This window comes from Sedimenticola hydrogenitrophicus (assembly GCF_029017505.1).
Taxonomy (GTDB): Bacteria; Pseudomonadota; Gammaproteobacteria; order Chromatiales; family Chromatiaceae; genus Sedimenticola; species Sedimenticola hydrogenitrophicus_A.
Window position 1 is genome coordinate 1 of record NZ_JAQGEI010000008.1, and the last position, 25,466, is coordinate 25,466.

Annotated in this window: 24 protein-coding genes; 12 read left to right on the plus strand and 12 right to left on the minus strand. The window is 60.4% G+C overall.

Annotation, left to right across the window (positions count from 1 at the left end; all coding sequences use genetic code 11):
- Positions 1–217: 217 nt before the first annotated feature.
- The 6 genes from gabT to O9K64_RS06285 all read right to left on the minus strand — a co-directional run bounded on the left by gabT (position 218) and on the right by O9K64_RS06285 (position 7,554).
- Positions 218–1,495 carry a 4-aminobutyrate--2-oxoglutarate transaminase gene (gene gabT / locus O9K64_RS06260; protein ID WP_275097219.1) on the minus strand — a complete coding sequence of 426 codons (1,278 nt, stop codon included), beginning with the start codon at positions 1,493–1,495 and terminating at the stop codon, positions 218–220.
- Positions 1,496–1,536: 41 nt separating this feature from the next.
- Complete coding sequence (locus O9K64_RS06265) at positions 1,537–2,994, minus strand: NAD-dependent succinate-semialdehyde dehydrogenase (protein ID WP_275097220.1); 1,458 nt, start codon at positions 2,992–2,994, stop codon at positions 1,537–1,539.
- Between the two features lie 111 nt (positions 2,995–3,105).
- On the minus strand, positions 3,106–3,957 hold the full coding sequence (locus O9K64_RS06270) for an ABC transporter permease (RefSeq protein ID WP_275097221.1): 852 nt from the start codon (positions 3,955–3,957) through the stop codon (positions 3,106–3,108).
- Between the two features lie 13 nt (positions 3,958–3,970).
- Positions 3,971–5,251, minus strand: coding sequence for an ABC transporter permease (locus O9K64_RS06275; RefSeq protein WP_275097354.1), 1,281 nt, complete (start codon positions 5,249–5,251; stop codon positions 3,971–3,973).
- An 84-nt stretch (positions 5,252–5,335) separates the two neighbouring features.
- A complete protein-coding gene (locus O9K64_RS06280) occupies positions 5,336–6,403 on the minus strand; it encodes an ABC transporter substrate-binding protein (RefSeq protein ID WP_275097222.1) in 1,068 nt (355 codons plus the stop codon).
- Between the two features lie 59 nt (positions 6,404–6,462).
- Positions 6,463–7,554: an ABC transporter ATP-binding protein gene (locus O9K64_RS06285; RefSeq protein WP_275097223.1), complete on the minus strand. Its 1,092-nt coding sequence runs from the start codon at positions 7,552–7,554 to the stop codon at positions 6,463–6,465.
- Between the two features lie 367 nt (positions 7,555–7,921).
- On the opposite strand from O9K64_RS06285, the gene O9K64_RS06290 reads away from it, so the two are divergent.
- Entirely contained in the window at positions 7,922–8,497 is a 576-nt protein-coding gene (locus tag O9K64_RS06290; RefSeq protein ID WP_335342249.1) for a cupin domain-containing protein, read from the plus strand.
- 169 nt (positions 8,498–8,666) lie between these two features.
- On the opposite strand, the gene O9K64_RS06295 is transcribed toward O9K64_RS06290, so the two are convergent.
- Both O9K64_RS06295 and O9K64_RS06300 read right to left on the minus strand, forming a co-directional pair.
- Positions 8,667–9,110, minus strand: coding sequence for a hypothetical protein (locus O9K64_RS06295; RefSeq protein ID WP_275097225.1), 444 nt, complete (start codon positions 9,108–9,110; stop codon positions 8,667–8,669).
- A gap of 71 nt (positions 9,111–9,181) precedes the next feature.
- Positions 9,182–9,451 (minus strand): metal-sensing transcriptional repressor, encoded by a 270-nt coding sequence (locus tag O9K64_RS06300; protein ID WP_275097226.1) that lies wholly within the window; start codon positions 9,449–9,451, stop codon positions 9,182–9,184.
- A gap of 343 nt (positions 9,452–9,794) precedes the next feature.
- Between O9K64_RS06300 and O9K64_RS06305 the strand changes: the two genes are divergently transcribed.
- Entirely contained in the window at positions 9,795–10,421 is a 627-nt protein-coding gene (locus O9K64_RS06305; RefSeq protein ID WP_275097227.1) for a hypothetical protein, read from the plus strand.
- A gap of 268 nt (positions 10,422–10,689) precedes the next feature.
- Here the strand turns inward: O9K64_RS06305 and O9K64_RS06310 are convergent, their stop codons facing one another.
- Complete coding sequence (locus O9K64_RS06310) at positions 10,690–11,571, minus strand: SEL1-like repeat protein (protein WP_335342244.1); 882 nt, start codon at positions 11,569–11,571, stop codon at positions 10,690–10,692.
- Between the two features lie 355 nt (positions 11,572–11,926).
- Here O9K64_RS06310 and O9K64_RS06315 point away from each other — a divergent pair, with 355 nt between their 5' ends.
- Both O9K64_RS06315 and O9K64_RS06320 read left to right on the plus strand, forming a co-directional pair.
- Positions 11,927–13,546, plus strand: coding sequence for an ABC-F family ATPase (locus O9K64_RS06315; RefSeq protein WP_275097228.1), 1,620 nt, complete (start codon positions 11,927–11,929; stop codon positions 13,544–13,546).
- A 425-nt stretch (positions 13,547–13,971) separates the two neighbouring features.
- Positions 13,972–15,234 (plus strand): MgtC/SapB family protein, encoded by a 1,263-nt coding sequence (locus O9K64_RS06320; protein ID WP_275097229.1) that lies wholly within the window; start codon positions 13,972–13,974, stop codon positions 15,232–15,234.
- 210 nt (positions 15,235–15,444) lie between these two features.
- On the opposite strand, the gene folE2 is transcribed toward O9K64_RS06320, so the two are convergent.
- Positions 15,445–16,242 carry a GTP cyclohydrolase FolE2 gene (folE2, locus tag O9K64_RS06325; RefSeq protein ID WP_275097230.1) on the minus strand — a complete coding sequence of 266 codons (798 nt, stop codon included), beginning with the start codon at positions 16,240–16,242 and terminating at the stop codon, positions 15,445–15,447.
- Positions 16,243–16,808: 566 nt separating this feature from the next.
- Between folE2 and O9K64_RS06330 the strand changes: the two genes are divergently transcribed.
- The 8 genes from O9K64_RS06330 (at position 16,809) to hybE (ending at position 23,815) form a co-directional block, all read left to right on the plus strand.
- A complete protein-coding gene (locus O9K64_RS06330; RefSeq protein WP_275097231.1) occupies positions 16,809–17,888 on the plus strand; it encodes a hydrogenase small subunit in 1,080 nt (359 codons plus the stop codon).
- Positions 17,885–19,681, plus strand: coding sequence for a nickel-dependent hydrogenase large subunit (locus tag O9K64_RS06335; RefSeq protein WP_275097232.1), 1,797 nt, complete (start codon positions 17,885–17,887; stop codon positions 19,679–19,681). Before O9K64_RS06330 ends, O9K64_RS06335 begins: the two co-directional genes overlap by 4 nt.
- Positions 19,682–20,053: 372 nt before the next feature.
- Positions 20,054–20,737, plus strand: coding sequence for a Ni/Fe-hydrogenase, b-type cytochrome subunit (gene cybH / locus O9K64_RS06340; protein WP_275097233.1), 684 nt, complete (start codon positions 20,054–20,056; stop codon positions 20,735–20,737).
- Positions 20,734–21,471 (plus strand): HyaD/HybD family hydrogenase maturation endopeptidase, encoded by a 738-nt coding sequence (locus O9K64_RS06345; protein ID WP_275097234.1) that lies wholly within the window; start codon positions 20,734–20,736, stop codon positions 21,469–21,471. Before cybH ends, O9K64_RS06345 begins: the two co-directional genes overlap by 4 nt.
- A 4-nt stretch (positions 21,472–21,475) precedes the next feature.
- Complete coding sequence (locus O9K64_RS06350) at positions 21,476–21,901, plus strand: hydrogenase-1 expression HyaE (RefSeq protein WP_275097235.1); 426 nt, start codon at positions 21,476–21,478, stop codon at positions 21,899–21,901.
- A 248-nt stretch (positions 21,902–22,149) separates the two neighbouring features.
- Positions 22,150–23,010, plus strand: coding sequence for a hydrogenase expression/formation protein (locus O9K64_RS06355; protein WP_275097236.1), 861 nt, complete (start codon positions 22,150–22,152; stop codon positions 23,008–23,010).
- A complete protein-coding gene (locus O9K64_RS06360) occupies positions 23,007–23,225 on the plus strand; it encodes a rubredoxin (protein ID WP_275097237.1) in 219 nt (72 codons plus the stop codon). The genes O9K64_RS06355 and O9K64_RS06360 overlap by 4 nt, the downstream gene beginning before the upstream one ends.
- Positions 23,222–23,815, plus strand: a complete 594-nt coding sequence (gene hybE / locus O9K64_RS06365) for a [NiFe]-hydrogenase assembly chaperone HybE (RefSeq protein WP_275097238.1) — start codon at positions 23,222–23,224, stop codon at positions 23,813–23,815. The genes O9K64_RS06360 and hybE overlap by 4 nt, the downstream gene beginning before the upstream one ends.
- A 397-nt stretch (positions 23,816–24,212) precedes the next feature.
- Here the strand turns inward: hybE and ispA are convergent, their stop codons facing one another.
- Together ispA and O9K64_RS06375 are read right to left on the minus strand one after the other, a co-directional pair.
- Positions 24,213–25,115, minus strand: coding sequence for a (2E,6E)-farnesyl diphosphate synthase (gene ispA, locus O9K64_RS06370; RefSeq protein WP_275097239.1), 903 nt, complete (start codon positions 25,113–25,115; stop codon positions 24,213–24,215).
- Positions 25,105–25,359, minus strand: coding sequence for an exodeoxyribonuclease VII small subunit (locus O9K64_RS06375; RefSeq protein WP_275097240.1), 255 nt, complete (start codon positions 25,357–25,359; stop codon positions 25,105–25,107). The genes ispA and O9K64_RS06375 overlap by 11 nt, the downstream gene beginning before the upstream one ends.
- Positions 25,360–25,466: the final 107 nt, after the last annotated feature.

Genomic DNA, 25,466 nt, shown 5'->3' on the forward strand with positions numbered 1-25,466 from the left:
CGGAATGACGAAAATCCTGCAGTTCGCCTTAAGTAAGTGCCATTCGGCGTTGACCCCTCAACACGGGGTAGTGCTCCAAAGCAGTTCGGGTTAATACGTATAACGCGTATTAACCCGAACCTATGTGTCGGCTGATTTAAGCTGATTCTTCAGCTTGGATCCGCCCCGCCGTGTGATTACTTGGGGTGTGCCACGAATAGACTGGTTTTGTCGGCGTTCAACTCCCTTCAGCGAGGCACTCGGCGAGGATTTCCATGCCCTTGTCGATCAACTCATCCGAGATGGTCAGGGGTGCCAGCACCCGGATGACATTGCTGCGTACCCCGCATGAGAGCAGTATCAAGCCTTTCCCTGCGGCCTTGCTGACCAGTGATCGGGTCAATTCAGTGTCCGGTTGCTCCGGGTCACCGTTCCGGACCAACTCGATGGCGACCATGGCGCCGCTGTTTCTGACCTGGCCGATCTGTTCGGTATAGCGTTTTTGCAACTCTGCCAGATGGCTGACCATGCGCTCACCGATGATCCGGGCGCGGTCGACAAGCCGCTCCTCCTCAATGACATCGAGTACCGCCAGGGCGGCGGCGCATCCCAGGGGCGAACCGCCGTAGGTCCCGCCCAGTCCACCCGGGTTGGGGGCATCCATGATCTCGGCCTTGCCGACCACGGCGGCGATGGGGAAGCCCCCTGCCATGCCCTTGGCCAGGGTGATCAGGTCGGGTTCGATGCCGTGGTGTTCGGTGGCAAACATTTTTCCGGTGCGGGCAAAGCCGGTCTGGATTTCGTCACAGACCAGCAGGATACCGTGTTGGTCACAGAGCTGGCGCAGATGGTTGAGAAAGCCGGCCGGTGCTGGATAGAATCCCCCTTCGCCCTGTACCGGCTCGATGATGATGGCGGCAACCCGGCTCGGTTCGATATCACACTTGAACAGGGTGTCCAGTGCCCGCAGTGAATCCGCGGCAGTTATCCCGTGGTATTCGATCGGGAAGGGCGCATGGAATATCTCGCCCGGGAAGGGGCCGAACCCCGCCTTGTAGGGTGCGATCTTGCCCGTCAGGCCCATGCATAAATTGGTACGGCCATGAAATCCCCCGGTGAAGGCGATGACCCCGGGACGCCCGGTATAGGCCCGGGCAATCTTGACGGCATTTTCTACCGCCTCGGCCCCGGTGGTGACGAAGATCGACTTGGCCCGTTTTATCGGCACCAGTGCATTCAATCGTTCGGCCAGTTCCACCGCTGACCCATAAGGGCTGACCATGACGCAGGTGTGGCTGAACTTGTCCAGCTGCGCCTGCACCGCGGCAGTCACCTTGGGGTGACAGTGACCGGTGTTGACTACGGCGATGCCCGCCGCAAAATCGATATAGGATCTTCCCTCAACATCCCAGATCTCGGCATTCTTTGCCCGTTCGACATAGATGGGGGACTGGTTGCCCTGGCCGCGGGCAATTGCATTCTCTTTGCGTTGTTGCAGTTTGCTATTGGTTGTCATTTATCGTGCCCTGAAAGGTGTTAATGGTTTTTTGCCGAGTGCTATTTGTCGAGTCCGCCCATACACAGGTATTTGATCTCGACAAAGTCATCGATGCCGTATTTGGAGCCTTCGCGCCCAAGTCCCGACTCCTTCACGCCGCCGAAGGGGGCCACTTCATTGGAGATGATCCCTTCGTTGACGCCGACCATGCCGTACTCCAACGCTTCGCTGACGCGCCAGATGCGGCCGATATCCCGGCTGTAGAAATAGGCCGCCAGACCGACCTCGGTGTCGTTTGCCAGGCGGATCGCTTCGGCCTCGGTATGGAAACGGAATATCGGGGCCAGAGGGCCGAAGGTCTCCTCCCGTGCCACGGTCATGTCGGGTGTGACGTCGGTAATGACGGTGGGCTCGAAGAAGGTCCCGCCCCGGGCATGCCGTTTACCGCCACAGATCAGACGGGCGCCCTTGGCGAGGGCATCATGAATGTGCTCATCGACCTTCTTGATCGCGGCGTCGTTGATCAGCGGACCCTGGGTCACCCCGTCTTCCATGCCGTTACCCACCCGCAGCTTGACCACCGCGGCGGCGAGCTTTTCGGTGAAAGCCTCGTGTACCTCATCCTGGACCAGAAAACGATTGACGCAGACACAGGTCTGTCCGGCATTGCGGTACTTGGAGGCCATCGCACCGGCGACTGCGGCATCGAGATCGGCATCATCGAAGACGATAAAGGGTGCATTGCCCCCCAATTCCATCGAGACCTTTTTCATGGTGTCGGCGCAGGCCCGGGTCAGCAGCTTCCCGACCGCGGTGGAGCCGGTGAAAGAGAGCTTGCGAACGATTGGATTGGCGGTCATCTCCTCGCCAATGGGGGCGCCGGATTCCGCGGTGACTACATTAAAGACCCCTTTGGGAATCCCCGCGCGTTCGGCCAACTCGGCCAACGCCAGGGCACATAGCGGGGTAAGTGCGGCCGGCTTGACCACCACCGGACAGCCGGCTGCCAGGGCCGGGGCGCACTTGCGGGTGATCATGGCGATCGGGAAGTTCCAGGGGGTGATTGCCGCCACGACGCCAATTGGCTGCTTGATCACGACAATGCGGCGATCGCTGAAGGGGGAGGGGATGACGTCACCGTAGACGCGTTTGGCCTCCTCGCCAAACCACTCGATAAAGGAGGCGCCATAGGCCACTTCACCCTTCGCCTCCGCCAGCGGTTTGCCCTGTTCAGCGGTCATCAGGCGGGCCAGGTCATCCTGATTGGCCATGATCAGATCGAACCAGTTGCGGAGGATGATTGCCCGTTGCTTGGCGGTCTGTTGGCGCCAGGCAGGCCAGGCCGTTTCCGCCGCCTCAATGGCTCGCCGGGTCTCCACCGCCGACATGTCCGGTACGCTGCCCACAGTTTCTCCGGTGGCTGGATTGGTGACCGTAAACACCTTGCCGCTATCGGCGGGACACCAGTCACCGTCGATATAGGCCGCGCTCTTTAGCAGGGTTGGATCTTGCAGCATCTTGTACTCCTGTAGTTAGTTGCACCGTTGGACGACCACGGAGAGTGACCCGGAGCGATCGGCTTTGCCGGATCCGAACTGGGTTGCCTGGCCGTCGGCGGCGTAAAAAAATTATCCGGGTGATTGGCCGCGCAGCCGTTCGCTACGCCGACGTAACAGTTCGATGGTGGTCAACATAAGAATGGACAGCGCAACCAGCAGGGTGGCGACCGCCAGAATCGTCGGACTGATCTGTTCCCGAATGCCTGACCACATCTGTCGCGGTATGGTGGTCTGCTCCGCGCCGGAGAGAAACAGCACCACCACCACTTCATCGAAGGAGGTGCCGAAGGCGAACAGCGCGCCGGAAATCACCCCGGGCAGGATGAGCGGCATGATCACCTTGAAGAAGATGCGGCTGTGAGAGGCGCCGAGGCTCAGCCCGGCGCGTATCAGGCTGATGTCGAATCCCGACAGGGTGGCGGTGACCGTGATGACCACGAAAGGGGTACCCAGTACCGTATGGGCAAGTATCAGTCCCCAGAGATTGCCGGCCAATCCCAGTCGGGCATAAAAGAAGTAGATCCCGGCCGCCGTGATGATGAGCGGGACAATCATCGGGGAGATGAGGAGGCCCATGATTGTCCCGCGGTAGGGCATGTGCTGGCGGGACAGGCCCAGGGCGGCGAGGGTACCCAGGACGGTGGCCAGACAGGTGGACGCTACGCCGATGTAGATGCTGTTCTTGACCGCCAGGAGCCACATTTTGTTGGAAAAGAAATCCTCATACCACCTCAGGGAGTAGGCCGCGGAATCGAGCGACAGCATCCCCTGTGTAAAACTGAAATAGGGCTCTGCATTGAACGACAGTGGCACGATGACCAGAATGGGGGCCATCAAAAACAGCAGTACCAGGCCGCAAATGAACCGGAAGGTATAGTGCCAGGCCCGTTGAAACGGGGTTGCATAGATAGGCAGTGCCATGGTGTTGATCCCTTTAACCCAGTTTGAGTTTGTCGATGCCGATGATGCGGTTAAAAAGCCAATACAGGATCAGGACGATGATCAGTAAGATAACCGCCAGGGCGGCTGCCAGGCCCCAGTTCAGGCTCTGCTGCATATGGTAGGCAATGAAGTTGCTGATCATCTGACCGGTTCGGCCGCCGACCAGGGCCGGGGTGATGTAGTAACCAATCGCCAGAATAAAAACCAGCAGTGATCCCGCGGCAATACCCGGCTTGGTTTGCGGCAGGTAGACCCGGATGAAGGCGGTGAATGGCGAGGCGCCCAGCGAGGTGGCGGCACGCATGAAACTGGGGTCGATGGACTTCATGACGCTGAACAGCGGCAGTATCATGAAGGGCAACAGGATGTGGGTCATGGCGACGACGGTGCCGAACATGTTGTACATCATGTCGAGCCTGTTTCCTTCGCTCAATATGCCCAGCCAGACCAGGAGGTCGTTGACGATGCCGTGGGTCTGCAATAGCGCGATCCAACTGGTGGTGCGCACCAGAAGCGAGGTCCAGAACGGCAACAGGACGCAAATCATCAGCAGATTGGCCTTTGCCGTGGGCAAGACAGAGAGCAGGTAGGCCACGGGAAAACCGAGGATAAAGCAACTCAGGGTTACGCCAAGGCTGATGGCGAATGTCTTGATGAAATTATCCACATAGATGGCGCGTTCCGGCGGTTTGCGGACTACTTCGCCCTTGGCATCATAGGCAAGATCCAGTGAACTGAGGTAAAAGGTCGCAGTGACGCTCGGCAGTACCCGCTTGATGGCACTCCAGGTCGCCAGTTCGCCCCACCGCTGATCGATTTGAACCAGTCGCTGTTTCCAGGATTCGTCGCTGGACTCCATTTGGGCCAGCTTGCGGGCGGATTTGGTCAGCAGGCTACGGATGCCGCTGAGTTCGAAATTAAGGCGTGTGGCAATTTTTCCCAGGGTACGCTCTTTTTGGGCCGTCTGGATATCCCTTGCCAGGGCGGCATAGGTGGCCTCGTCCGGGAGGGTGAACTGATCCCAGTCCAGCAGCCGGGCCGCCGTATCCGGCATAAGTTCCGCCACCGGACCATTGTCCGTACTGCGCAACATCATATCGGCGAGCGGAAAAATGAACATAACGCCGATAAACAGCAGCAGGGGGAGAACCAGGAGCAGCGCCTTGGCCTTTTCCAGTCGGGTTGAGCGTGCCAGCTGCGCCCGCAAGGCCTTCCCCTCGAATTCCCGGGCATCGGCGGTGAGCGTATTTAGGGTATCGGTCCGGGCCACCATCTCGTTCACGGTTCATCTCCAGAGGGATTGTGGTAAAAGCCGGCGGTACCCGGTGGTACCGCCGGTGATACGGATGAACGCTACTTAATTGGCAAGCCAGGCGGTAAACCGCTCATTCAGCTCGTCTTCGTAGTCGGCCCAGAATTCGGCATCGGCTGCCAGGGCATTGGTCAGGTTGACGGGGGCCGTTGGGATATGTTTTTTCATTGACTCATCCACCATGGCCGCGGCGGTTTTGCGGGGCGGTCCATAGGAGATGAACTTGGACTGTCTGGCCAGCTGTTCCGGTGCGGTGGCAAATACCAGGAACTCTTGGGCTCTCGCCTTGTTCGGCGCACCGGCAGGGATGGCCCAGTAATCGATATCCATGACCTGGCCGTCCCAGACGATCACAAACGATTTACTTTCATTTTTAACGGCATTGTAAATACGACCATTATAGGCAGTGGTCATGACCACCTCGCCATCGGCCAGGAGCTGCGGCGCCTGGGCCCCTGATTTCCACCAAACCAGCTGATCCTTGATCTGGGCGAGTTTGTTGAATGCGCGAGTCTGTCCTTCCGGGGTAGACAACACTTTATAGACATCGGTAGCTGCGACCCCGTCCGCCATCAGTGCCATCTCCAGGTTGACCTTGGGGGAGCGTTTCATTCCGCGCTTGCCCGGATATTTATTGGTATCGAAAAAGTCGGCGATCGAGTGGGGCGCCGTAGCTAGTTTGGTTTTGTCATAAGCAAAAACAGTCGACCAGACGATCGCCCCGATGCCGCATTTTTTTACCGCGGTTGGCATGAAGTCATCCGCCGCGGCGGAGCCGTCGGTGCCGGGCTCCAGATCATTGACATCAATGGTATCGATCAATCCTTCATCACAGGCGCGTATGACATCGGAAGTCTCGAGGTCAACCACATCCCAGGTCACGCTTCCGGACTCGACCTGGGCGCGCAGTTTGCCCAACCCGCCATTGTAGTCCTCGGACAGAATCTGTACCCCGGTCTTCTCCATGAACGGTTCATGGGAGCCCTTCTTCTGGGCGTTGGTGTAGGCGCCGCCGAAGGAGACGACCGTGATGCGTTCGGCCGCTGAAGCAATCGATATCGTGCAACTGAGGCCGAGGGCCATCACTGAAGTGAAACGGATCAATTTTCGCATTTCTCATCCTCGCTTATTGATATTGTCTGCCGATCAGGCAGGGTTATGCCGTTTATGACTCATGCATTAAATGCACGGCAATCGCGTCCAGCCCATCCGATCCGAAAATCACTGCCCGGTTTGAGAACCGGATGCTGTTCCGAATTCGGAATCTTGATAATGAATTGATGGCGCTGACCAAAGTTGACGCTGCAGCGAATATGGTCACCGAGATAGGTGACCCCTTCTGCGCGAACCTTAAAAATATTGGGTAACGAACCCTCTTCCGGATCAATGACCACCCGCTCCGGTCGCAGGGAGAGAATGGCGCGCGAGCCGTGACCGGTGATATTGATGGGCAGTGCCCGGATGTTGCAGTCGTCGTCATCCAGCGTCACGATGCAACGGTCACTGTCCAGGGACTTCACGGTGCCGGAAAAACGGTTGTTTTCACCGATAAAGCTGGCGACAAAGGCATTTTCCGGTTCTTCATAGAGTGTGGCGGGCGAGGCCAACTGCTGCACGATGCCATCATTGAATACGGCGATCCGATCGGACATGGTCAACGCCTCGGACTGGTCATGGGTTACATACACCATGGTGACACCCAGATTTTCGTGGATGCGTTTGATCTCGTATTGCATCTGCTCGCGCAGATTCTTGTCGAGGGCGCCCAGCGGCTCATCCATGAGTACCAACTTTGGCTCGAACACCAAAGCCCGGGCCAGCGCAACACGCTGTTTTTGCCCTCCTGAAAGCTGGGCGGGGCGTCGGTTCGCCAGTTCACCAAGCTCCACCATCTCCAGGGCGTTGCCTATCTTCTGCTTGATGACGTTCCTGCCCAGCTTGCGCACTTCCAACGGGAAGGCCAGGTTCTCCGCCACCGTCATGTGGGGGAAGAGGGCGTAGTTTTGGAACACCATGCCAATGCCGCGCTTCTGTGGTGGGACCTTATTGATGGGCTGTCCATCCAGCAGAATGTCGCCGTAGGTTGCCGTCTCAAAGCCGGCCAGCATCATCAGGCAGGTGGTCTTGCCCGAACCTGACGGTCCCAGCATGGTGACAAATTCCCCCCGGGTAATGGAGAGATTGAAGTCCTTCACCACCAGTGTTTTGCCGTCATAGCTTTTCTGGACATTACGAAACTCGACGAAAGATGAATTCTGATTCATGGCATTTCTATTTCGGTCAGTTGGTTAAAGGGGTACCACCGGGCAGATTCTCTGCCGTCTTGTATTCCATTTGCCGGCTCAGTTTTAACGATCGCACCGGGGTGAGATCAGTGGCCTGTAAAGTGGAGAGGCGAATACCGCCCCCCTGATCCGTGTGTTTATTATTATGATCAACTCGTGTAGATAATTACACTACAACCGTTCAAAATATAAATCAAGTGATTAGTATACCGGTACGAAATTCCTGTAAACAGATCATTATTTAAGGAATGTTTAACATAAGACACTATTTGGTTGATATTCTGATCGCAGTATAGTTAACTATTCTAAACAGTTAGTAAGCAGGTCAGATGAGCAAGAGATGAGTATTGACATAGGTAAGCGACTCAAAGAGATCCGAAAATCCCGTGGTCTGTCACAACGCCAGTTGGCCAGCCGAAGCGGTGTCACCAACGGTTCCATTTCGATGATTGAAATGAACCGCACCAGTCCATCGGTTGCATCCCTGAAAAAGGTGCTTGAAGGGATCCCGATGTCTCTATCGGAATTTTTCAGTGTTGAAGAACAGGAAGAGGAGCAGTACTTCTTCACCAAGGGGGAGCTGAAAGAGCTGAGTCCGGCCGTCCTCAGCACCATCGGCGTCACAGGGAATATCGATCAGGTCTCCCTGAAGCAGGTCGGGGATGCCTCACGGCATTCACTGCAGATTCTCTATGAGTGTTACCCGCCCGGGGCCGATACCGGCAAGGACATGATCACCCATGAGGCGGAAGAGGGGGGGGTTGTCGTATCCGGCGAAATCGAGGTGACGGTGGATAGTCGGATTCAGATTCTGCGGGCGGGTGATTCCTACCTGTTCGACAGCCGCCTGAAGCACCGTTTTCGCAATATCGGCAGTGAGGATTGCATTATCATCAGTGCCTGTACGCCCCCCTCTTTCTAACAGTGGCGAGGGGCGGATTGGCGAGGCTTCCGGCCCGCCACTTTTTCTGAAGTAAAAGCCTGCCCTGATCTCGTCGCGCCTGATGAAACCAATGGGTGACCCCATTGATTAATTGCATTGATGTTAATTGACCGGAGTCGGCTAATCGGTGACCCCTTAACAAACACGCTCATCTCGTCGCTTTATCTTTCCATGCGGCATGGCAGGAGATGCACGATACATTCAGTTCGCTCATGGCGTGACTGGCTTCTATCCAGTTTTTCTTTGCTGTCTCTTCCGCCGCCCTGCTAGCGTGCTGGTCCAGAACTTTATCGAATGTAAGAAGACTCTGTTTGAAGCCCTCCTGGTCTGCCGCATCCATGATGGTCCACGGTTTATGATTTGGGGCCGGATGGTGCAATATGATGTCGGCACCTTGCCGAACCATCTGCTTGTTTTCCCGGATGATGCCTTCGTGGATCATGTATGAAGCTTCACCCAGGATTTCCATGAGTTGCCTGTAGGTCATGTCTGCCTGTTGCTTGCTGGCGACCAGTTGCTCGGCACTGTCTTCCTGTGCAAAAGAAACGGTGGTAGATAATCCGATGATCAAAGCGACCACAATTATTTTCACGATTGCTACTCCTTATCTGGAAAACACACTTGAACTGCAGTCAGTTAACAAGCGCCAAGTGCACATACCTTTCACAAGTACTTCGATATTTCACGGATTTCTTTCATCATGCTGCGTAATTCAGACGGCGAGTTAGTGTTGCCGCTCAGGCAGCCCTCGATATGATCCTGGACAAAAACTCCCTTGGCGTTGCCAATGGCCTTGTAGACCGCCTGCAATTGCTGAGCGACATCCAGGCAAGGTTTGCCCTGATCGATCATTGCGATGATCTTTTGCAGGTGGCCATCGGCGCGTTTGAGGCGTTTGATGATTTCAGAATGCGATTCATGGGTATATGTCATAGCGGTATACTTGGCTGTAATGATGGACAAAGTATCCTATGGGGGGGGATAGGTTGTCAATCGCGGGAAATAATTAAAGAGGTCGCCCATCAATCACATTTCACTTGGTGAACTTGATTTCCAGGTGCGCCACTCAAGGTAAAGGGAATGATCTATAGCCCTTCCTTGTATCACCCTGCTGGCTTTCGCCTTGGGGCAGGTCACCGGTGCCTTGCCTCTTGATCCGGAAAAAGTGATTGTTTACAACCAGATAAGTTATCGGAACGGGCCGGGATATGCCGGCCGCGCGAATAGCCTACAATTTGGATATACCGAGCGTTGGCGTCGGCCATGGAGGTTAACGATGAAGTCCTGTTCTTTGCTTAAGATTGCGACCACCGGACTGGCAGTGTCAGCCTTACTGCTGACTCCGGTTGTCTACGATCCCGTTAGCGGTCATTTTGAGTTCGTCGATGCAGCAGCCCGGGGTGGCGGCGGTGCCGGCGGGGGTAATGGCGGAGGTAATGGCGGCGGAAATGGTGGCGGAAATGGTGGCGGAAATGGTGGCGGTCATGGCGGAGGCCAGGGTGCCGAAGCGGCCAATGGACCCGGTAATGGAAATGCCTTTGGTCAGGCGAATGCCTTTGGCCAGGCGAATACCGCCAATCATGCGCCCGGTCATCCCAGTACGCTGGGTTCACTGAATGCTGCGCATGTCTCACCTAGCGCCTTGGCCAATGCCTCTCCCAACTCCGTGGTTGGTCATATTGCCGCCTATCAAGCCGCGACCCTTGCTGCCCAGGAGGCTGCTACAACCGAAGAGATGGAGGCCTTGGAGGCCGAAGCCGCAGAGGCGTTAGCGGCCGCATCGAACAAGGGCAACTCGACCGACCCTGACGTGGTGGCCGCGGTCAACGAGTTGCTGGGAATCGAAGCCGAGGCTTCCGACGCGGGACAGGCGGATAGCGAGGGAAGTAGTGATGCGCTGTAAGGCTTAGGACCCGCGCAAGAATAAGTTCCTGTATTCGGTCGCCCCCGGACCCCGCTGGCGGCGTTACGCTTTTTGCCAAGGGAACAGCCATTGCCTGCAAAACGTGCCTTGCCAGCGTGGCCCAGGAACGCCCTCGGTACTACGGAATTATTCTTGCGCGAGCCCTTAGCATAAGCGACCCATCAACCGGAAAATGCCTCCAGGCGCTGATCTGCCTGGGGGCATTTTTTCATCCGGCAGGCTGTCCGGACCGTCTGTTGATTCCGGGTTACGGATAGAGATCAGGCGATCGATCCCGTAACAGATCGACACTCCGTTGGTGGGGCAGGTTAGGCCCCAGGCCCTGGTCGGTCTGGAATCTCACGATCGCCCGTTCGGTCTCCGGACCCCGGATACCATCCACCGCACCGACGGCATAGCCGAGCTGATTGAGTACGTGTTGTACATAGGCAATCGTGGGTGGATTATTAAGTCCGCGCAGCCGCTGCGCCGGTTGCCATTGTTCCGCTTTGGTGCTCGCTATCCGATACTGGGAGGTGGAGACCTTCTGCCGCATCCGGATAAGTGCCTTGCCGGCCTGTGGATGTCCACCCCGCGAGGCCAGCTGCAACCAAAAGATTGCCCGGTTATTGGCCTTGGGCAGGCCCAGCCCGGCGGAATAGAGAGCCGCCAGCATGAATTGTGCCTCACGGTGCCCCTGGCTGGCCGCCATGCCATACCAGCGCGCCCCCCAGGCAAGGTCTTTTCTCACACCCTGGCCATTGCTGTAGGCATCACCCAACTGATACTGGGCGCGCATGTGGCCGGCATCCGCCGCTTTGCCAAACCAGCGTAGGGCCTGTTCTCTGTCCGGCGCAATGCCGCGACCCGAGGCGAAGGCTGCCCCGAGCATGAATTGGGCGTCGGCATGTCCTTGCTCGGCGGCCTGGCTGAACCAGCTGACCGCCTCGATATGGTTTTGCGACACGCCGCGGCCGTTGGTGTACCGCATGCCCAGTCGGTACTGGCTATCGGCGTCACCCGCGCGGGCGGTCGTCTTTAGATCGCGACCCGCTTGCCAATCCTGGATCAAAGCGGGTGGGCGGCAACCCGCTATCGTTAGCGAGATGGCAAGGCACATAAGCAGTCGCGGTAACCATTCCTGAGACATACGGATTCCCTGAAGCTGTTCTGCTTGATAACTTACCACTATGGAGGCGTTGACCTGCGGTGGACGCCATCCCTGTTCCCCATGCGAAGCGTGCCCGAAGAGATGCCAGGAAGGCGCTCAGCTCATACCTGTTTTTTCCCGGATAGTCTTTAGGTTCAAGTACTTCGATGTGTGCCAAACGCCACCCGACTTGAATCTGTCCGGGCTTTTCTCTACTATAGCCCACCATTTGCGCCCAGACCGCTGTCCGGAGCGCTGCCTGTAGACAACTGTTTTCGGATACGCCTCCCTCTTTTGTCCCCGGTTTCGCCGGCCGCTGGCCGCCGAGCCCCTCTATATATGATCGGAATTTGATGTGATTACCACTGCTAATATCACCATGCAATTCGGCGCCAAGCCGCTGTTTGAGAACATCTCGGTAAAGTTCGGCAACGGCAACCGCTATGGCCTGATCGGCGCCAATGGCTGCGGCAAATCGACCCTGATGAAGATCCTCGGTGGCGAGCTGGAGCCCTCGGCCGGCCACGTCAAGGTGGATGTGAACGAGCGGGTGGGCAAGCTGCGCCAGGATCAGTTCGCCTTCGAGGATTATTCGGTGATCGACACGGTGATCATGGGTTATGCCGAGCTGTGGGCGGTGAAGCAGGAGCGGGACCGGATCTATTCGCTGCCGGAGATGAGTGAGGAGGACGGCATGAAGGTGGCCGAGCTGGAGGTGGAGTTTGCCGAGCTCGACGGCTACAGCGCCGAGGCGCGCGCCGGTGAACTGCTGCTGGGGCTGGAGATCCCCGAGTCCCAGCACTTCGGCCTGATGCGCGAGGTAGCGCCGGGCTGGAAGCTGCGCGTGCTGCTGGCCCAGGCGCTGTTCGCCGATCCCGATATCATGCTGCTCGACGAGCCGACCAACAACCTGGATATCAACACCATCCGCTGGCTGGAGGGGGTGCTTAACCAGCGCAACAGCACCATGGTGATCATCTCCCATGACCGGCACTTCCTGAACAGTGTCTGTACCCACATGGCCGATCTCGATTATGGCGAGCTGCGTATTTACCCCGGCAGTTACGATGACTACATGACCGCCTCCACCCAGGTGCGCGAACGGCTGCTGGCCGATAACGCCAAGAAGAAGGCGCAGATCTCCGAACTGCAGACCTTTGTCAGCCGTTTCAGCGCCAACGCCTCCAAGGCCAAGCAGGCCACCTCCCGGGCACGCCAGATCGATAAGATCAAACTGGATGAGGTAAAGCCGTCCAGCCGGGTCAGTCCCTATATCCGCTTCGACCAGACCAAGAAGCTCTACCGTCTGGCGCTGGAAGTCGAGGGGCTGGGCAAGGGCTATGGCGGCGACCCCCTGTTTGACAAACTCGATCTGCAGATCGAGGTGGGTGAGCGGGTGGCCATTATCGGCGCCAGCGGCATCGGCAAGACCACCCTGCTGCGTACCCTGGTCGGGGATCTGCAAGCCGACAGCGGCGCCGTGCGCTGGTCGGAAAACGCCAACATCGGCTATTTCGCCCAGGACCACACCACCGACTTTGCCGAGGATCTGGACCTGTTCGCCTGGATGGCGCAGTGGGGCCAGAACGGCGATGACGAGCAGGTGATCCGCGGCACCCTGGGGCGCATGCTGTTCTCCCAGCACGAGATCAAGAAGTCGGTGAAGGTGATCTCCGGTGGCGAGCAGGGGCGCATGCTGTTCGGCAAGCTGATGCTGCAGCGGCCCAATATCCTGCTCATGGATGAGCCGACCAATCACCTGGATATGGAGTCCATCGAATCCCTCAACCTGGCGCTGGAGAACTACCCCGGCACCCTGTTCTTTGTCAGCCACGATCGTGAATTCATCTCCTCCCTGGCCACCCGTATTATCGAAATCACCCCGGCTGGGGTGGTCGATTTCAGGGGAAGCTATGACGAGTATCTGCGCAGCCAGGGCATCGAGGAGCTCAACCGGCAGCGTTCGGTGGGTTGATCCGGGGCGTCCGCCGGCGACCAGTGTTCTGTTCCGGTTCGTAGCCTGGATGAAGCCCGCCCCGCGAAAGCCCGACAGACTCCCCGCCCCGGACGGGTGAAATCCGGGGCATCGCACGGCGTCTGCTCCACTCCCCGGATTGCGCCGCCGTGAGCATATACGGTACTTCCCGCTTCGGTGGTGGCGGCTTCATCCAGGCTACGCCGCTTAAGGTTCGGTCCAAGTTATTTGTTGGTGTTGATGTATTTTGGTGATTACCCGTAGGAGCGGCTCCGCCAAGAAGATCGCAACCAAAGTCGCTGCTGCAAAAGCACCGCCCCTCGGGCAATACCTGATTGGTACATAGGCTATTCAACCCCGTCCGTGGCCTGACGTCTATATTCGGGCTAGGCTGTTAAGGTGCATGGCGGATCCGGGAACGGCGCATGGGTGAGGATTTCTCCACTTTCTACTTTCTGGGTGTTGCCCTGGCCATTGGCCTGCTGATCGGCGTCGAGCGCGGCTGGCGGGAACGCAAGGCGGAAGAGGGGGAACGCATCGCGGGGGTGCGCACCTATGGCCTGATCGGACTGCTGGGCGGCTGTGCGGCGCTGCTCTCCGAGAAGGTCGGCCCCATCTCCCTGGGGCTGATGTTTGTCGCCCTGGCCGGGGTCCTGACGGCGGTCTACGCGGTCAATCTGCAACGCGAGAACGATGTCGGCATCACCAGCCTGGTGACCGGCCTGCTGACCTTCCTGTTGGGGGCCATGGCGGTCATGGGCGAGGTGGTGGTCGCCTCCGCCCTGGCCGTGGTCACCGCCCTGCTGCTCAGTTACAAGCCGCAGCTGCACCGCTGGGTGCGTACGCTGGAACAGAAGGAGCTGCACGCCGGGATCAAGCTGTTGCTGATTTCAGTGGTGCTGCTGCCGGCCTTGCCGAACCGCGGCTTTGGCCCCTGGGAGGCGCTCAATCCCTATGCCATCTGGTGGATGGTGGTGTTGATCGCCTCGATCTCCTTCGTGGGTTATTTCGCGGTCAAGATAGGCGGTGCCCGCCACGGCACCCTGTTCACCGGGCTGTTCGGCGGCCTGGCCTCCTCCACCGCGCTGACCCTGCATTTCTCACGCCTGTCGCGCAGCGACCGGGCCATGGGACCGATACTTTCCATGGGCATACTGTTTGCCTGCGGGACCATGTTTCCGCGCATGCTGCTGCTCGCCTCCGCGCTCAATCCGCGCCTGTTCGAACCCCTGCTGTTGCCGACGCTGGTGATGGCGCTGCTGGTCTATCTGCCGGTGTTGTTCTACTGGCGGCTGCACCGGCGTCAGGATACGGAGATGGTCTCTCCCCTGAAAAATCCCCTGGAGCTGAAAACCGCGGTCGTGTTCGGGCTGCTGCTGGCCCTGGTGATGCTGCTGGGCAAGGCACTGAAGGAGTGGTTCGGCGATGCCGGGCTGCTCGCCCTGGCGGCCGCCTCGGGGGTGGCCGATGTGGATGCCATCACCCTCTCCCTGGCGCGTATGAGGGCCGCCGAGGTGGATCTGCGGGTGGTGGCTATTGGGCTGGTGATCGCGGCGTCCGCCAACAGCCTGACCAAGGCGGGACTGGCCAGCATCATCGGCGGCGGCCGGGTCGGGCTGTTGGTCGGGATCCCGCTGCTGGTGAGTGCGCTCAGCGGGGTGGCGCTGGGCTGGTGGCTGATCTGGTGAGCCGCCGCCGAGGGCGATGCTGAAGGCGGAAAGCAGGGCCATCGTCTGTGAGTGGTGAATTCAGATCCGCCAGTGGATCAGCTCACACCGGTCCCGTGAATCGAGTCTGTAAATGGTCCCGTGAGTGAAGGGATCGGGGGCACGCCAGGCAGTCCAAAAAGAAAAAGGGCGCCTGGCGGCGCCCTTTGGGTGTCCACTGGATGGAGTCCGTTACTCGGCTTCCTTGTCCCGCTCGATCAGCGCGTAGGCCGAATGGTTGTGGATGGACTCGAAGTTTTCCGACTCGACGATATAGGCGCAGAAGCGATCGTCCTGGTCCAGCATGCCGGCCACGTCGCGCACCATGTCTTCGACGAACTTGGGGTTGTCGTAGGCGCGCTCGGTGACGAACTTCTCATCCGGCCGTTTCAGCAGGCCGTAAAGTTCGCAGGAGGCCTGGCCCTCGATCAGGTCGATGATCTCCTCGACCCAGACAAAGCCGCAGGTGCGCACCTGAACGGTGACGTGGGAGCGCTGGTTGTGGGCGCCGCGGTCGGAGATCTTCTTGGAGCAGGGGCAGAGGCTGGTGACCGGTACCTGGACCTTGATGTAGGTGATCGGCTTGCCGTGATGCACCTCGCCGATGAAGGTGACGTCGTAGTCCAGCAGGCTCTGCACGCCGGAGATCGGGGCGGTCTTGTTGATGAAATAGGGGAAGTTCATCTCGATGTGGCCCGACTCGGCCTCCAGCTTCTCGGCCATCTCGGACAGCATCACCTTGAAGTTGTCGATGCTGATCTCCTTCTCGTGGGAGTTGAGGATCTCCACGAAGCGCGACATGTGGGTGCCCTTGAAGTTATGGGGCAGGTTCACATACATGTTGAAGGTGGCGATGGTGTGCTGTTCCCCATCACTGCGGTCTTTGACCCGCACCGGATGGCGGATGTCTTTGATCCCCACCTTGTTGATGGCGATCTGCCGGGTATCGGCGCTGCTCTGTACGTCGGCAATTTCAGTGGTGGTCGTCACTGTCTCTGTTCCTCGCTACAACGGTGCGCACACGATCCGGCCTACGCATCCAACAATTATGCCCTGACTTGCAATTTACCCTGTTTGACGACTGGCGAATACCGGCGGTTTGCCGGGTTTTGCCCCCTCGCCAGCCCAGGCGGTCGTCAGGGAGCCCGGAATTATGATGGCTGGCATGGTTCTGTGCAACATCAGTATCGGTTAATGTCCCGGATTTAACTTATAAAAACAAATATTATCAATAAGATAGGTGTATTCGCCGTGAGTATTAAGCCGGCCGGGATAACCCTTTGGATGGTTGCGCCGCGGAATAGTTGCCGATGGCGTCTATTATCGACCTATTACCTTGGTATTGCAGTGGAATAGTGGTTTTCAGCCGGCTGACCGATTACGCAATCCTACTAACCACTTGTTGCTATTGAGGAAAATATCCATCAACCGACAAGAAACTGATAAATATCAGAAAAATCGGTTTGGCATAGGCGTTGCAATCCCGGCTCCCCAGGATGCGGCACAAGTTCCGAATAATGCCGCGCCACCCACCCATGCACTGGAGGAGTCGGGAAATGAGAGAGACCTTTTACGAAGTGATGCGGCGCCAGGGGATCACCCGCCGCAGTTTTTTGAAATATTGCAGTCTGACCGCCTCGGCGCTGGGACTGGGGCCGGCCTTCGCGCCGACCATCGCCGAGGCGATGGAGACCAAGCCGCGGATTCCGGTGCTTTGGCTGCACGGCCTGGAGTGCACCTGCTGCTCCGAGTCGTTCATCCGTTCGGCCCATCCGCTGGCCAAGGACGTGGTGCTGTCGATGATCTCGCTGGACTACGACGACACCATTATGGCCGCCGCCGGCCACGAGGCCGAGGCGATCATCGAGGAGATCATCGAGAAGTACGACGGCAACTACATCCTGGCGGTGGAGGGCAACCCGCCGCTGGACGAGGACGGCATGTACTGCATCATCGGCGGCAAGCCGTTCGTGGAGCAGCTGCGCAAGGCGGCGGAACACTGCAAGGCGATCATCTCCTGGGGCTCCTGCGCCTCCTGGGGCTGCGTGCAGGCGGCGCGCCCCAATCCGACCCGCGCCACCCCGGTGCACAAGGTGCCGGGGCTGGCGGACAAGCCGATCATCAAGGTGCCGGGCTGTCCGCCCATCGCCGAGGTGATGACCGCGGTGATCACCTACATCCTCACCTTCGAGCGCTTCCCCGAGCTGGACCGGCAGGGGCGCCCGCTGATGTTCTACAGCCAGCGCATCCACGACAAGTGTTACCGGCGTCCCCATTTCGATGCCGGCCAGTTTGTCGAGCAGTGGGATGACGAGGCGGCACGCAAGGGTTACTGCCTCTACAAGATGGGCTGCAAGGGCCCCACCACCTACAACGCCTGCTCCACCATACGCTGGAACGGCGGCCTGTCGTTCCCGATCCAGGCCGGGCACGGCTGCATCGGCTGTTCCGAGGACGGTTTCTGGGACAAGGGCAGCTTCTATGACCGGGTGACCGATACCCACCAGTTCGGTATCGAGGCCAACGCCGACAAGGTGGGCTTCGCCGCCGCCGGCACCGTGGGCGCTGCCGCTGCGGCCCACCTGGCGGTCACCGCCATCAAACAGGCTCAGCACAAAGGGGAGCAGGATCAATGAGCATCAAACAGACACCCAACGGTTTTTCCCTGGACGACTCCGGCAGGCGCGTGGTGGTGGACCCGGTCACCCGGATCGAGGGCCACATGCGCTGCGAAGTGAACGTGGACGAGAACAACGTGATCCGCAACGCCGTCTCCACCGGCACCATGTGGCGCGGTCTGGAGGTGATTCTCAAGGGACGCGATCCGCGCGATGCCTGGGCCTTCACCCAGCGCATCTGCGGCGTCTGCACCGGCACCCACGCCCTCACCTCGGTGCGGGCGGTGGAGGATGCGCTGAACATCCAGATCCCGGAGAACGCCAACTCGATCCGCAACATCATGCAGCTGGCCCTGCAGGCCCACGACCACCTGGTGCACTTCTACCACCTGCACGCCCTGGACTGGGTCAACCCGGTCAATGCCCTGAAGGCGGACCCCAAGGCGACCTCGGAGCTGCAGCAGAAGATCTCCCCGCGGCACGCGCTCTCCTCGCCGGGTTATTTCCGCGATATCCAGAACCGGCTGAAGAAGTTTGTCGAGTCCGGCCAGTTGGGGCCGTTCAAGAACGGCTACTGGACCAACCCGGCCTACCTGCTGCCGCCGGAGGTGGACCTGATGGCGGTCACCCACTACCTGGAGGCGCTCGACTTCCAGAAGGAGATCGTCAAGATCCGCACCATCTTCGGCGGCAAGGACCCCCACCCCAACTGGCTGGTGGGCGGCGTGCCCTGTGCCATCAACATGGATGGCATCGGCGCGGTTGGGGCGCTGAACATGGTCAACCTGAACCAGATCTCCTCGATCATCGACCAGGTGCGGGAGTTCGTTAACAACGTCTACGTGCCGGACCTGCTGGCGATTGCCGGTTTCTACAAGGGCTGGACCTACGGCGGCGGCCTGGCCAGCATGAATGTGCTGGCCTATGGCGACATTCCGGATCGCGCCAACGACTACTCGGCGGACAACCTGATGATGCCGCGCGGCGCCATTATCAACGGCAACCTGAAAGAGGTGCACGAGGTGGACCTGCGCAATCCCGAGGAGATCCAGGAGTTCGTGCCCCACTCCTGGTACAAGTACCCGGACGGGGCCAAGGGCCTGCACCCCTGGGACGGGATCACCGAGGCCGACTTCCAGCTGGGCGCCAACACCAAGGGCAGCAAGACCGATATCCGCCAGATCGACGAGGCGGCCAAGTACTCCTGGATCAAGGCGCCGCGCTGGCGCGGACACGCCATGGAGGTGGGGCCGCTGGCCCGCTACATCGTCGGTTACGCCAAGGGCGACAAGGAGATCACCGAGCAGATCAACTTCACCCTCAAGACCCTGGACCTGCCGGTGACGGCGCTCTTCTCCACCCTGGGGCGCACCGCGGCGCGCGGCCTCGAGGCGCAGTGGGCGGCCGACAAGATGCGCTACTTCATGGACAAGATGATGGCCAACATCAAGGCCGGTGACAGCGCCACGGCCAACGTGGAGCGCTGGGACCCGGAGACCTGGCCGGCCAAGGCCAAGGGGGTCGGCTTCTCCGAGGCGCCGCGCGGGGCGCTGGGTCACTGGCTGCGCATCGAGGATACCCGCATCGCCAACTACCAGTGCGTGGTCCCCACCACCTGGAACGGCTCGCCGCGGGATCAGCAGGGCAACATCGGCGCCTTCGAGGCCTCGCTGATGAACACCAGGGTGGAACGCCCGGAGGAGCCGGTGGAGATCCTGCGCACCCTGCACAGCTTCGATCCCTGCCTCGCCTGCTCCACCCACGTGATGAGCGAGGATGGCCAGGAGCTGGCCGAGGTCAAGGTCCGTTAAGGATCTGGAGAGGTAACTACTTACCCGGTCTGTAAGTGATTGGTCTGTCTTGTTGGCCGATCTTGGTGGCACTTACTTAAGGCGAATTGCAGGATTTTCGTCATTCCGGCGCAGGCCGGACTAAAGCGCGAAGCGCGTTGAACGACTGAAAGTCGGCCCGAAGGGTGAGCGAAGCGAATAATCCAGGAAAACCGCCACCATTAAGCAGTCTGGATCCCGGCCTGCGCCGGGATGACGGTGGTTCTTGGCTTAAGTAAGTGCCATTCGGGTCGGATTCGAGGAGACAAGCCATCACGTGAGGCCGGCAAGGCAGGCCAATCACCCCGTGAGTAGTTATTGATGAACAAGTCATAATGCCCAGGAGGCACGATTATGCAGACAGAAATCAACTCGGGCGCGGTCTATGTGTACGAGGCCCCGGTCAGGGTCTGGCACTGGGTCAATGCCCTCTCCATCACCCTGCTGGCGATCACCGGTTACCTGGTGGCGAATCCCCTGCCGAGTATGTCGGGGGAGGCCAGCGACCATTTCCTCATGGGCTATATCCGCTTCGTCCACTTTGCCGCCGCCTATATCTTCGCGGTCGGTTTCCTGGGACGGATCTACTGGGCCCTGGTGGGCAATGCGTATTCGCGGCAACTGTTCACCCTGCCGTTGCACCGGCCGCGGTTCTGGAAGGAGCTGCTGCACGAGGTGCGCTGGTACGCCTTTCTGGAAAAGGAACCGAAGAAGTATGTCGGCCACAACCCGCTGGCCCACCTGTTCATGGTGGCGATTATTACCGTGGGCGGCTTCATCATGCTGCTCACCGGTTTCGCCCTCTATGCCGAGCAGACCGGGCTGGGCAGCTGGCAGGACAGCCTGTTCGGCTGGCTGATCCCGCTGCTGGGCCAGAGCCAGGACGTGCGCCTGTGGCACCATTGGGGCATGTGGGTGATCGTGGTGTTCGTGATGCTGCATGTCTACGTGGCGATCCGCGAGGACATCGTATCGCGCCAGAGCCTGATCAGCACCATGATCAGCGGCTGGCGCACCTTCAAGGATGACCGGCCATGAACGCGGCAACCAACCGGCCGCCACGGGTCCTGGTGCTGGGCATCGGCAACCTGCTGTGGGCCGACGAGGGGTTCGGGGTGCGGGCGGTGGAGGCGTTCCAGCAGCGCTACCACACCCCGGCCCATGTGCGGGTGCTGGATGGCGGCACCCAGGGAGTCTACCTGGTGCAGGAGGTGCGCGAGGCCGAGCTGCTGGTGGTGTTCGACGCCATCGACTACGGCCTGCCGCCGGGCACACTGAAACTGATCGAGGGCGAGGCGGTGCCGAAATACCTCGGGGTGAAGAAGGTGAGCCTGCACCAGACCGGTTTTCAGGAGGTGCTGGCGCTGGCCGAGATGCTCGGCGACTACCCGCGTCAGCTGCTGCTGATCGGCGTGCAGCCGGAAGAGATCGAGGACTACGGCGGCAGCCTGCGACCGGTGGTGAAGGCACAGATCGAACCGGCCCTGCGGGAGGCGGTCGCCTATCTGCGGCGCCAGGGGGTGGCGGTCCGCCGCCGGGCACGGCCGCCCTCGGTGGACGCCTACAGCGCCGCCATCGGCGACATGGCCCGTTACGAGTCGGAGCGGCCGGGACCGGAGCAGGCGTGCCGGCTGGGTGACGAACGGGTGCTCCGCTCCGGCGACTACCAGGTGGCCTATCGACCGGCCGACCTGGAAGGGGTGCCGCTGCGGGTCGGACTGGACCAACACCTGGACCCCTATCGTCGGGCCAGGGCGGAGAGAGAGGAGTAAGCCGATGCCATCAACACTGATCAGACAGATGATCCAGCAGCAGGCCTATCCGGTGGTGGACGAGGCCGCCCTGGCACCGTTTCTGGCGGGACAGGAGCATGCGGTGCTGTTCTTTACCGGCGACCCCAAACAGTATCCGGAGAGCAATGACGTGGCGGTGATTCTGCCCGAGCTGGCGGCCAGGTTCGCCGGCCGATTTCGGGTGGCGGTGGTGGCGCGGGAGGCGGAGTTGCCACTGCAAAAACGCTTTCCCTTCAGCAGTTGGCCGGCGCTGGTCTTCCTCCGCGGGGAGCACTACCTGGGGGCGATCACCCGGGTGCAGAACTGGGGGGAGTACCTGGCCGAGATCGAACGGCTGCTGGGCGCCGAGCCGTTGCATGTCCGCGGCCTCGGTATCCCGGTCATCACCGCCGCGGCCGGTCGGGCGTAGGTGGATGGGGGGCGCGCCTGCCAAGGTTTTCGGTTTGCCCGCCTCTGCATGCCTGATGGCAAATGGACTCTCGCCAAGACGCCAAGAGCGCAAAGATTAGAGAAAGGGATCGTTTTTCCTTGGCGTGCTTGGCGTCATGGCGAGAGTGCGTAGGATAGGTGGAGGCGCGCGCCACCGTTGTTGGCGGTCGTCCACGGTAGTCGGGCGTGCCGTAACCCATCTTTGGTTGCAAATTGAGGAGGTAAATCATGGGTTATTACGAACTGCCGGCGGTGACCGTCGGCATGGGCACACAGCCCGCGGAGGCGGACGGGGCCGAACTGAATTACCAGGCGATGCCGGAGGGCATGGCCACCTTCGCCATGCCGGAGATACCGGAACCCGAGGTGGTGGCGGATCTGCTGGCGGCGCGGCAACTGCTGGATGACGTGCAGAGCGCGCTGAGCGACTACCGGGCCGGCGATCCGCCGTCGCTGTTCGAGTTGGGCGGCCTGGATGCGGCCAACCTGGCGCTGGTGGATCAGTTGCTGGGGGAGGGGGAGGTGAGTATCGTGGTGTCCGGCCAGGCACAGACCCGGATCCAGGAGTCGGTGCTGGCCGGGCTGTGGCGGGTACGTTACCTGGATGGTGCGGGCACCCTGTTGCGCGACACCCTGGAGGTGGCGGACATCCCCGGGCTGGTGCGCCAGGCCACCTTTTCCACGGCCGCCGAGCAGCTGGTCCTGCCGGATGCACCGTTGCCGGAGGGGGTGCAGAACGCGCCACCGCTGATTGCCGAACTGGATGAGAAGTCCCTCGCCTGCCGCCCCGGCAGCCAACCCCATGTGATCAACCTGACCCTGCTGCCCCAGACCGAGCAGGACCTGGCCTTTCTCGACCAGTTGTTGGGGGCCGGTTCGGTCACCATCCTCTCCCGGGGTTACGGCAACTGCCGCATCACCAGTACCGCGACGCGCTATGTCTGGTGGGTGCAGTATTTCAACTCCCAGGATGCCAATATCCTCAACACCCTGGAGGTGACCGACGTGCCCGCGGTGGCCTGTGCCGCGCCGGAGGATATCGTCGACAGCGCCCAGCGGCTGGACGAGATCCTGGAGATCTACCGGTGAGTGCGGCCTTTTTTGCCGGCTCCTATGGCGGCTGTGCGGACAAGCTGAGTGACACATCGCGGCTGGAGTGCAAGATCTGCTGGTATCTCTACGACCCGGCCGAGGGCGATAGCTACTGGCAGATCCCGCCGGGGACCCCTTTCTCCAGGCTGCCCGATGACTGGAGTTGTCCCAACTGCGACGGCCGCAAGGACGATTTCATGGTGATGCCATGAGCCGGGCCGAGCGGCCGGTCGAGGTGCTCCGCCTGGAGGGGCTGTTCCGTCACATCGAACAGTCCCGGATGGCCGGTGTGCCGATCCTCAACCCGGCCCTGCGGGTGCAGGCGGTGGGCTTCAGGCCCTGGAACGGCTACCAGTTGGGGGTGCTGATCACCCCCTGGTTCATGAACCTGATCCTGCTGGGTGGTGCGGAAAACGACCGCTTGGCCGAGCAATGGCCGGGGGAAAAGATCAGTCATGCCTTCCCCTCCGGCCTGTACGAATTCATCGTCGCCGAGGAGCCGGCGCTTGCCCACAATCAGGGCCGCTACCAGGCCTGCTCCCTGTTCTCGCCCATGCAACCGTTCGACTCCCAGGAGCTGGCGGTGGCGACGGCGCGCGAGATCATGCGCGGCGTGATGCGGGAGGAGAACCGCTCCGAGGTCTCGACCCACAGCCGGGAGATCGCCGAGGCGTGGGCAGGCGGTGATGCGCCGGTGACGGAGGCGGTGGCAGAGACCACCCCGCTCGACGAGGGACCGACCCTGTCCGAGCGTCTGGAAGCCCCGCTGACCCGGCGCGAGCTGCTCACCGGATTGTCGTAGGGGCCACCCCCGGTGGTTGACCGATTGCTCGAGGTTGGACGATAACAGGGCAGGCACGGGGCCTGCCCCTATGCCTGGAATATTGAAGCCTTCTGGTGTTTCTCGTTCCCATGCTCCGAGACTGTGAAAGTATTCAGGCTGATCAACGCGGCAAAAAAATTGACCGCCTGAGAAGCCCGTAGAGAGGCGATCGCCATCTCGGGAAGGGTTTGGGTACCCCCCTTTTCGCGTCATTTGGCAATTCTTTCACAGTCTCTCCGCGTGGGAATGCATACCGCGCGATAACCGCGTGGGCACAAACTACGTGCCCACCCTACGGGACAGCTCTCCGAGTTGTTGTAGGGGCAACCCCCCGTGGTTGCCCGCGGGGTTGATGTTGAAGTGAATGTAGGTCGGCTCAGACGTCGCGGTTGACGATGTAGTCGGCCAGCCAGCGCAGCGGATCGGCTTGCCCGTCCAGGGCCGCGAGGCTGTCCAGGGCGTCCTGGCGCAGGCTCCGGGCCAGCTCCTTGGCCCCCTTGAGGCCGATCAGCGAGGGGTAGGTGGGCTTGCCGTTGGCCTGGTCCTTGCCCTGGGTCTTGCCGAGGGTTTCGGTATCCCCCTCGACATCGAGAATATCGTCCTGCACCTGGAAGGCGAGGCCGATGCAGTTGGCGTAGTGTTCCAGCCGACGGACCTGTTCGGGATCGGCGGCGGGTGCGGCCAGGCAGCCCAGGCGCACGCTGGCGTGGATCAACGCACCGGTCTTGTGGATATGCATAATCTCCAACTGGGCCAGGTCGATCTGCCGACCCACTGCCGCCAGGTCCAGGGCCTGACCGCCGGCCATGCCGCGTGAGCCGCTGGCGTTGGCCAGGGCCTCCAGCATCGCCAGGCGTATATCCGCGCTGAAGGGGGCGAACTCCTCCCGGCACAATACCTTGAAGGCGAGGGTCTGCAGGGCGTCGCCGGCGAGGATCGCGGTGGCCTCGTCAAACGCCTTGTGGCAGGTGGGGCGGCCGCGCCGCAAATCGTCGTCATCCATGGCCGGCAGGTCATCGTGGATCAGCGAGTAGGCGTGGATCAGTTCCACCGCGCAGGCCGGCCCATCGAGCCGTTCCGGCGTCACTCCGAGCGCGGCACCGGCCGCATAGACCAGCATCGGGCGGATCCGTTTGCCGCCGTTCAGGGTGGCGTAGCGCATCGCCTGGTGTAGCCGCTGCGGCTGGATGCTGTCGGCCGGCAGTTGCTGTTCCAGGGCGGCACCCACCCGCTGCTGGCACTGCTCCAGGTACTGCTTGAGGGCGGATTCAGTCGTCACGGCCAAACGCTTCCGGTTCCGCGTCGATGCGCTGGTCGGTGAGGATCTGGATCTTCTGTTCCGCCTCCTTCAGGGCCTGCTGGCAGGTGCGGGTGAGGGCGACGCCCCGCTCAAAGGACTTTAGGGACTCCTCCAGGGAGAGGTCGCCCTGTTCCAGGGTCTCCACCAGGGACTCCAGTTCACTCAGGGCCTGTTCGAACGAAGGCGCGTGGTTTTCAGTTTTTGCGGATTCTTTTTTTGGCACGGTGCGGCTCGTTGTAGCTGTAAATAGGTAAACCTTAACCAGAGGAGGGGTGGCGGTCAATCGGCACCCGCGACCGGGGGCTCGCCCAGCCCCTCGCATAGCACCGT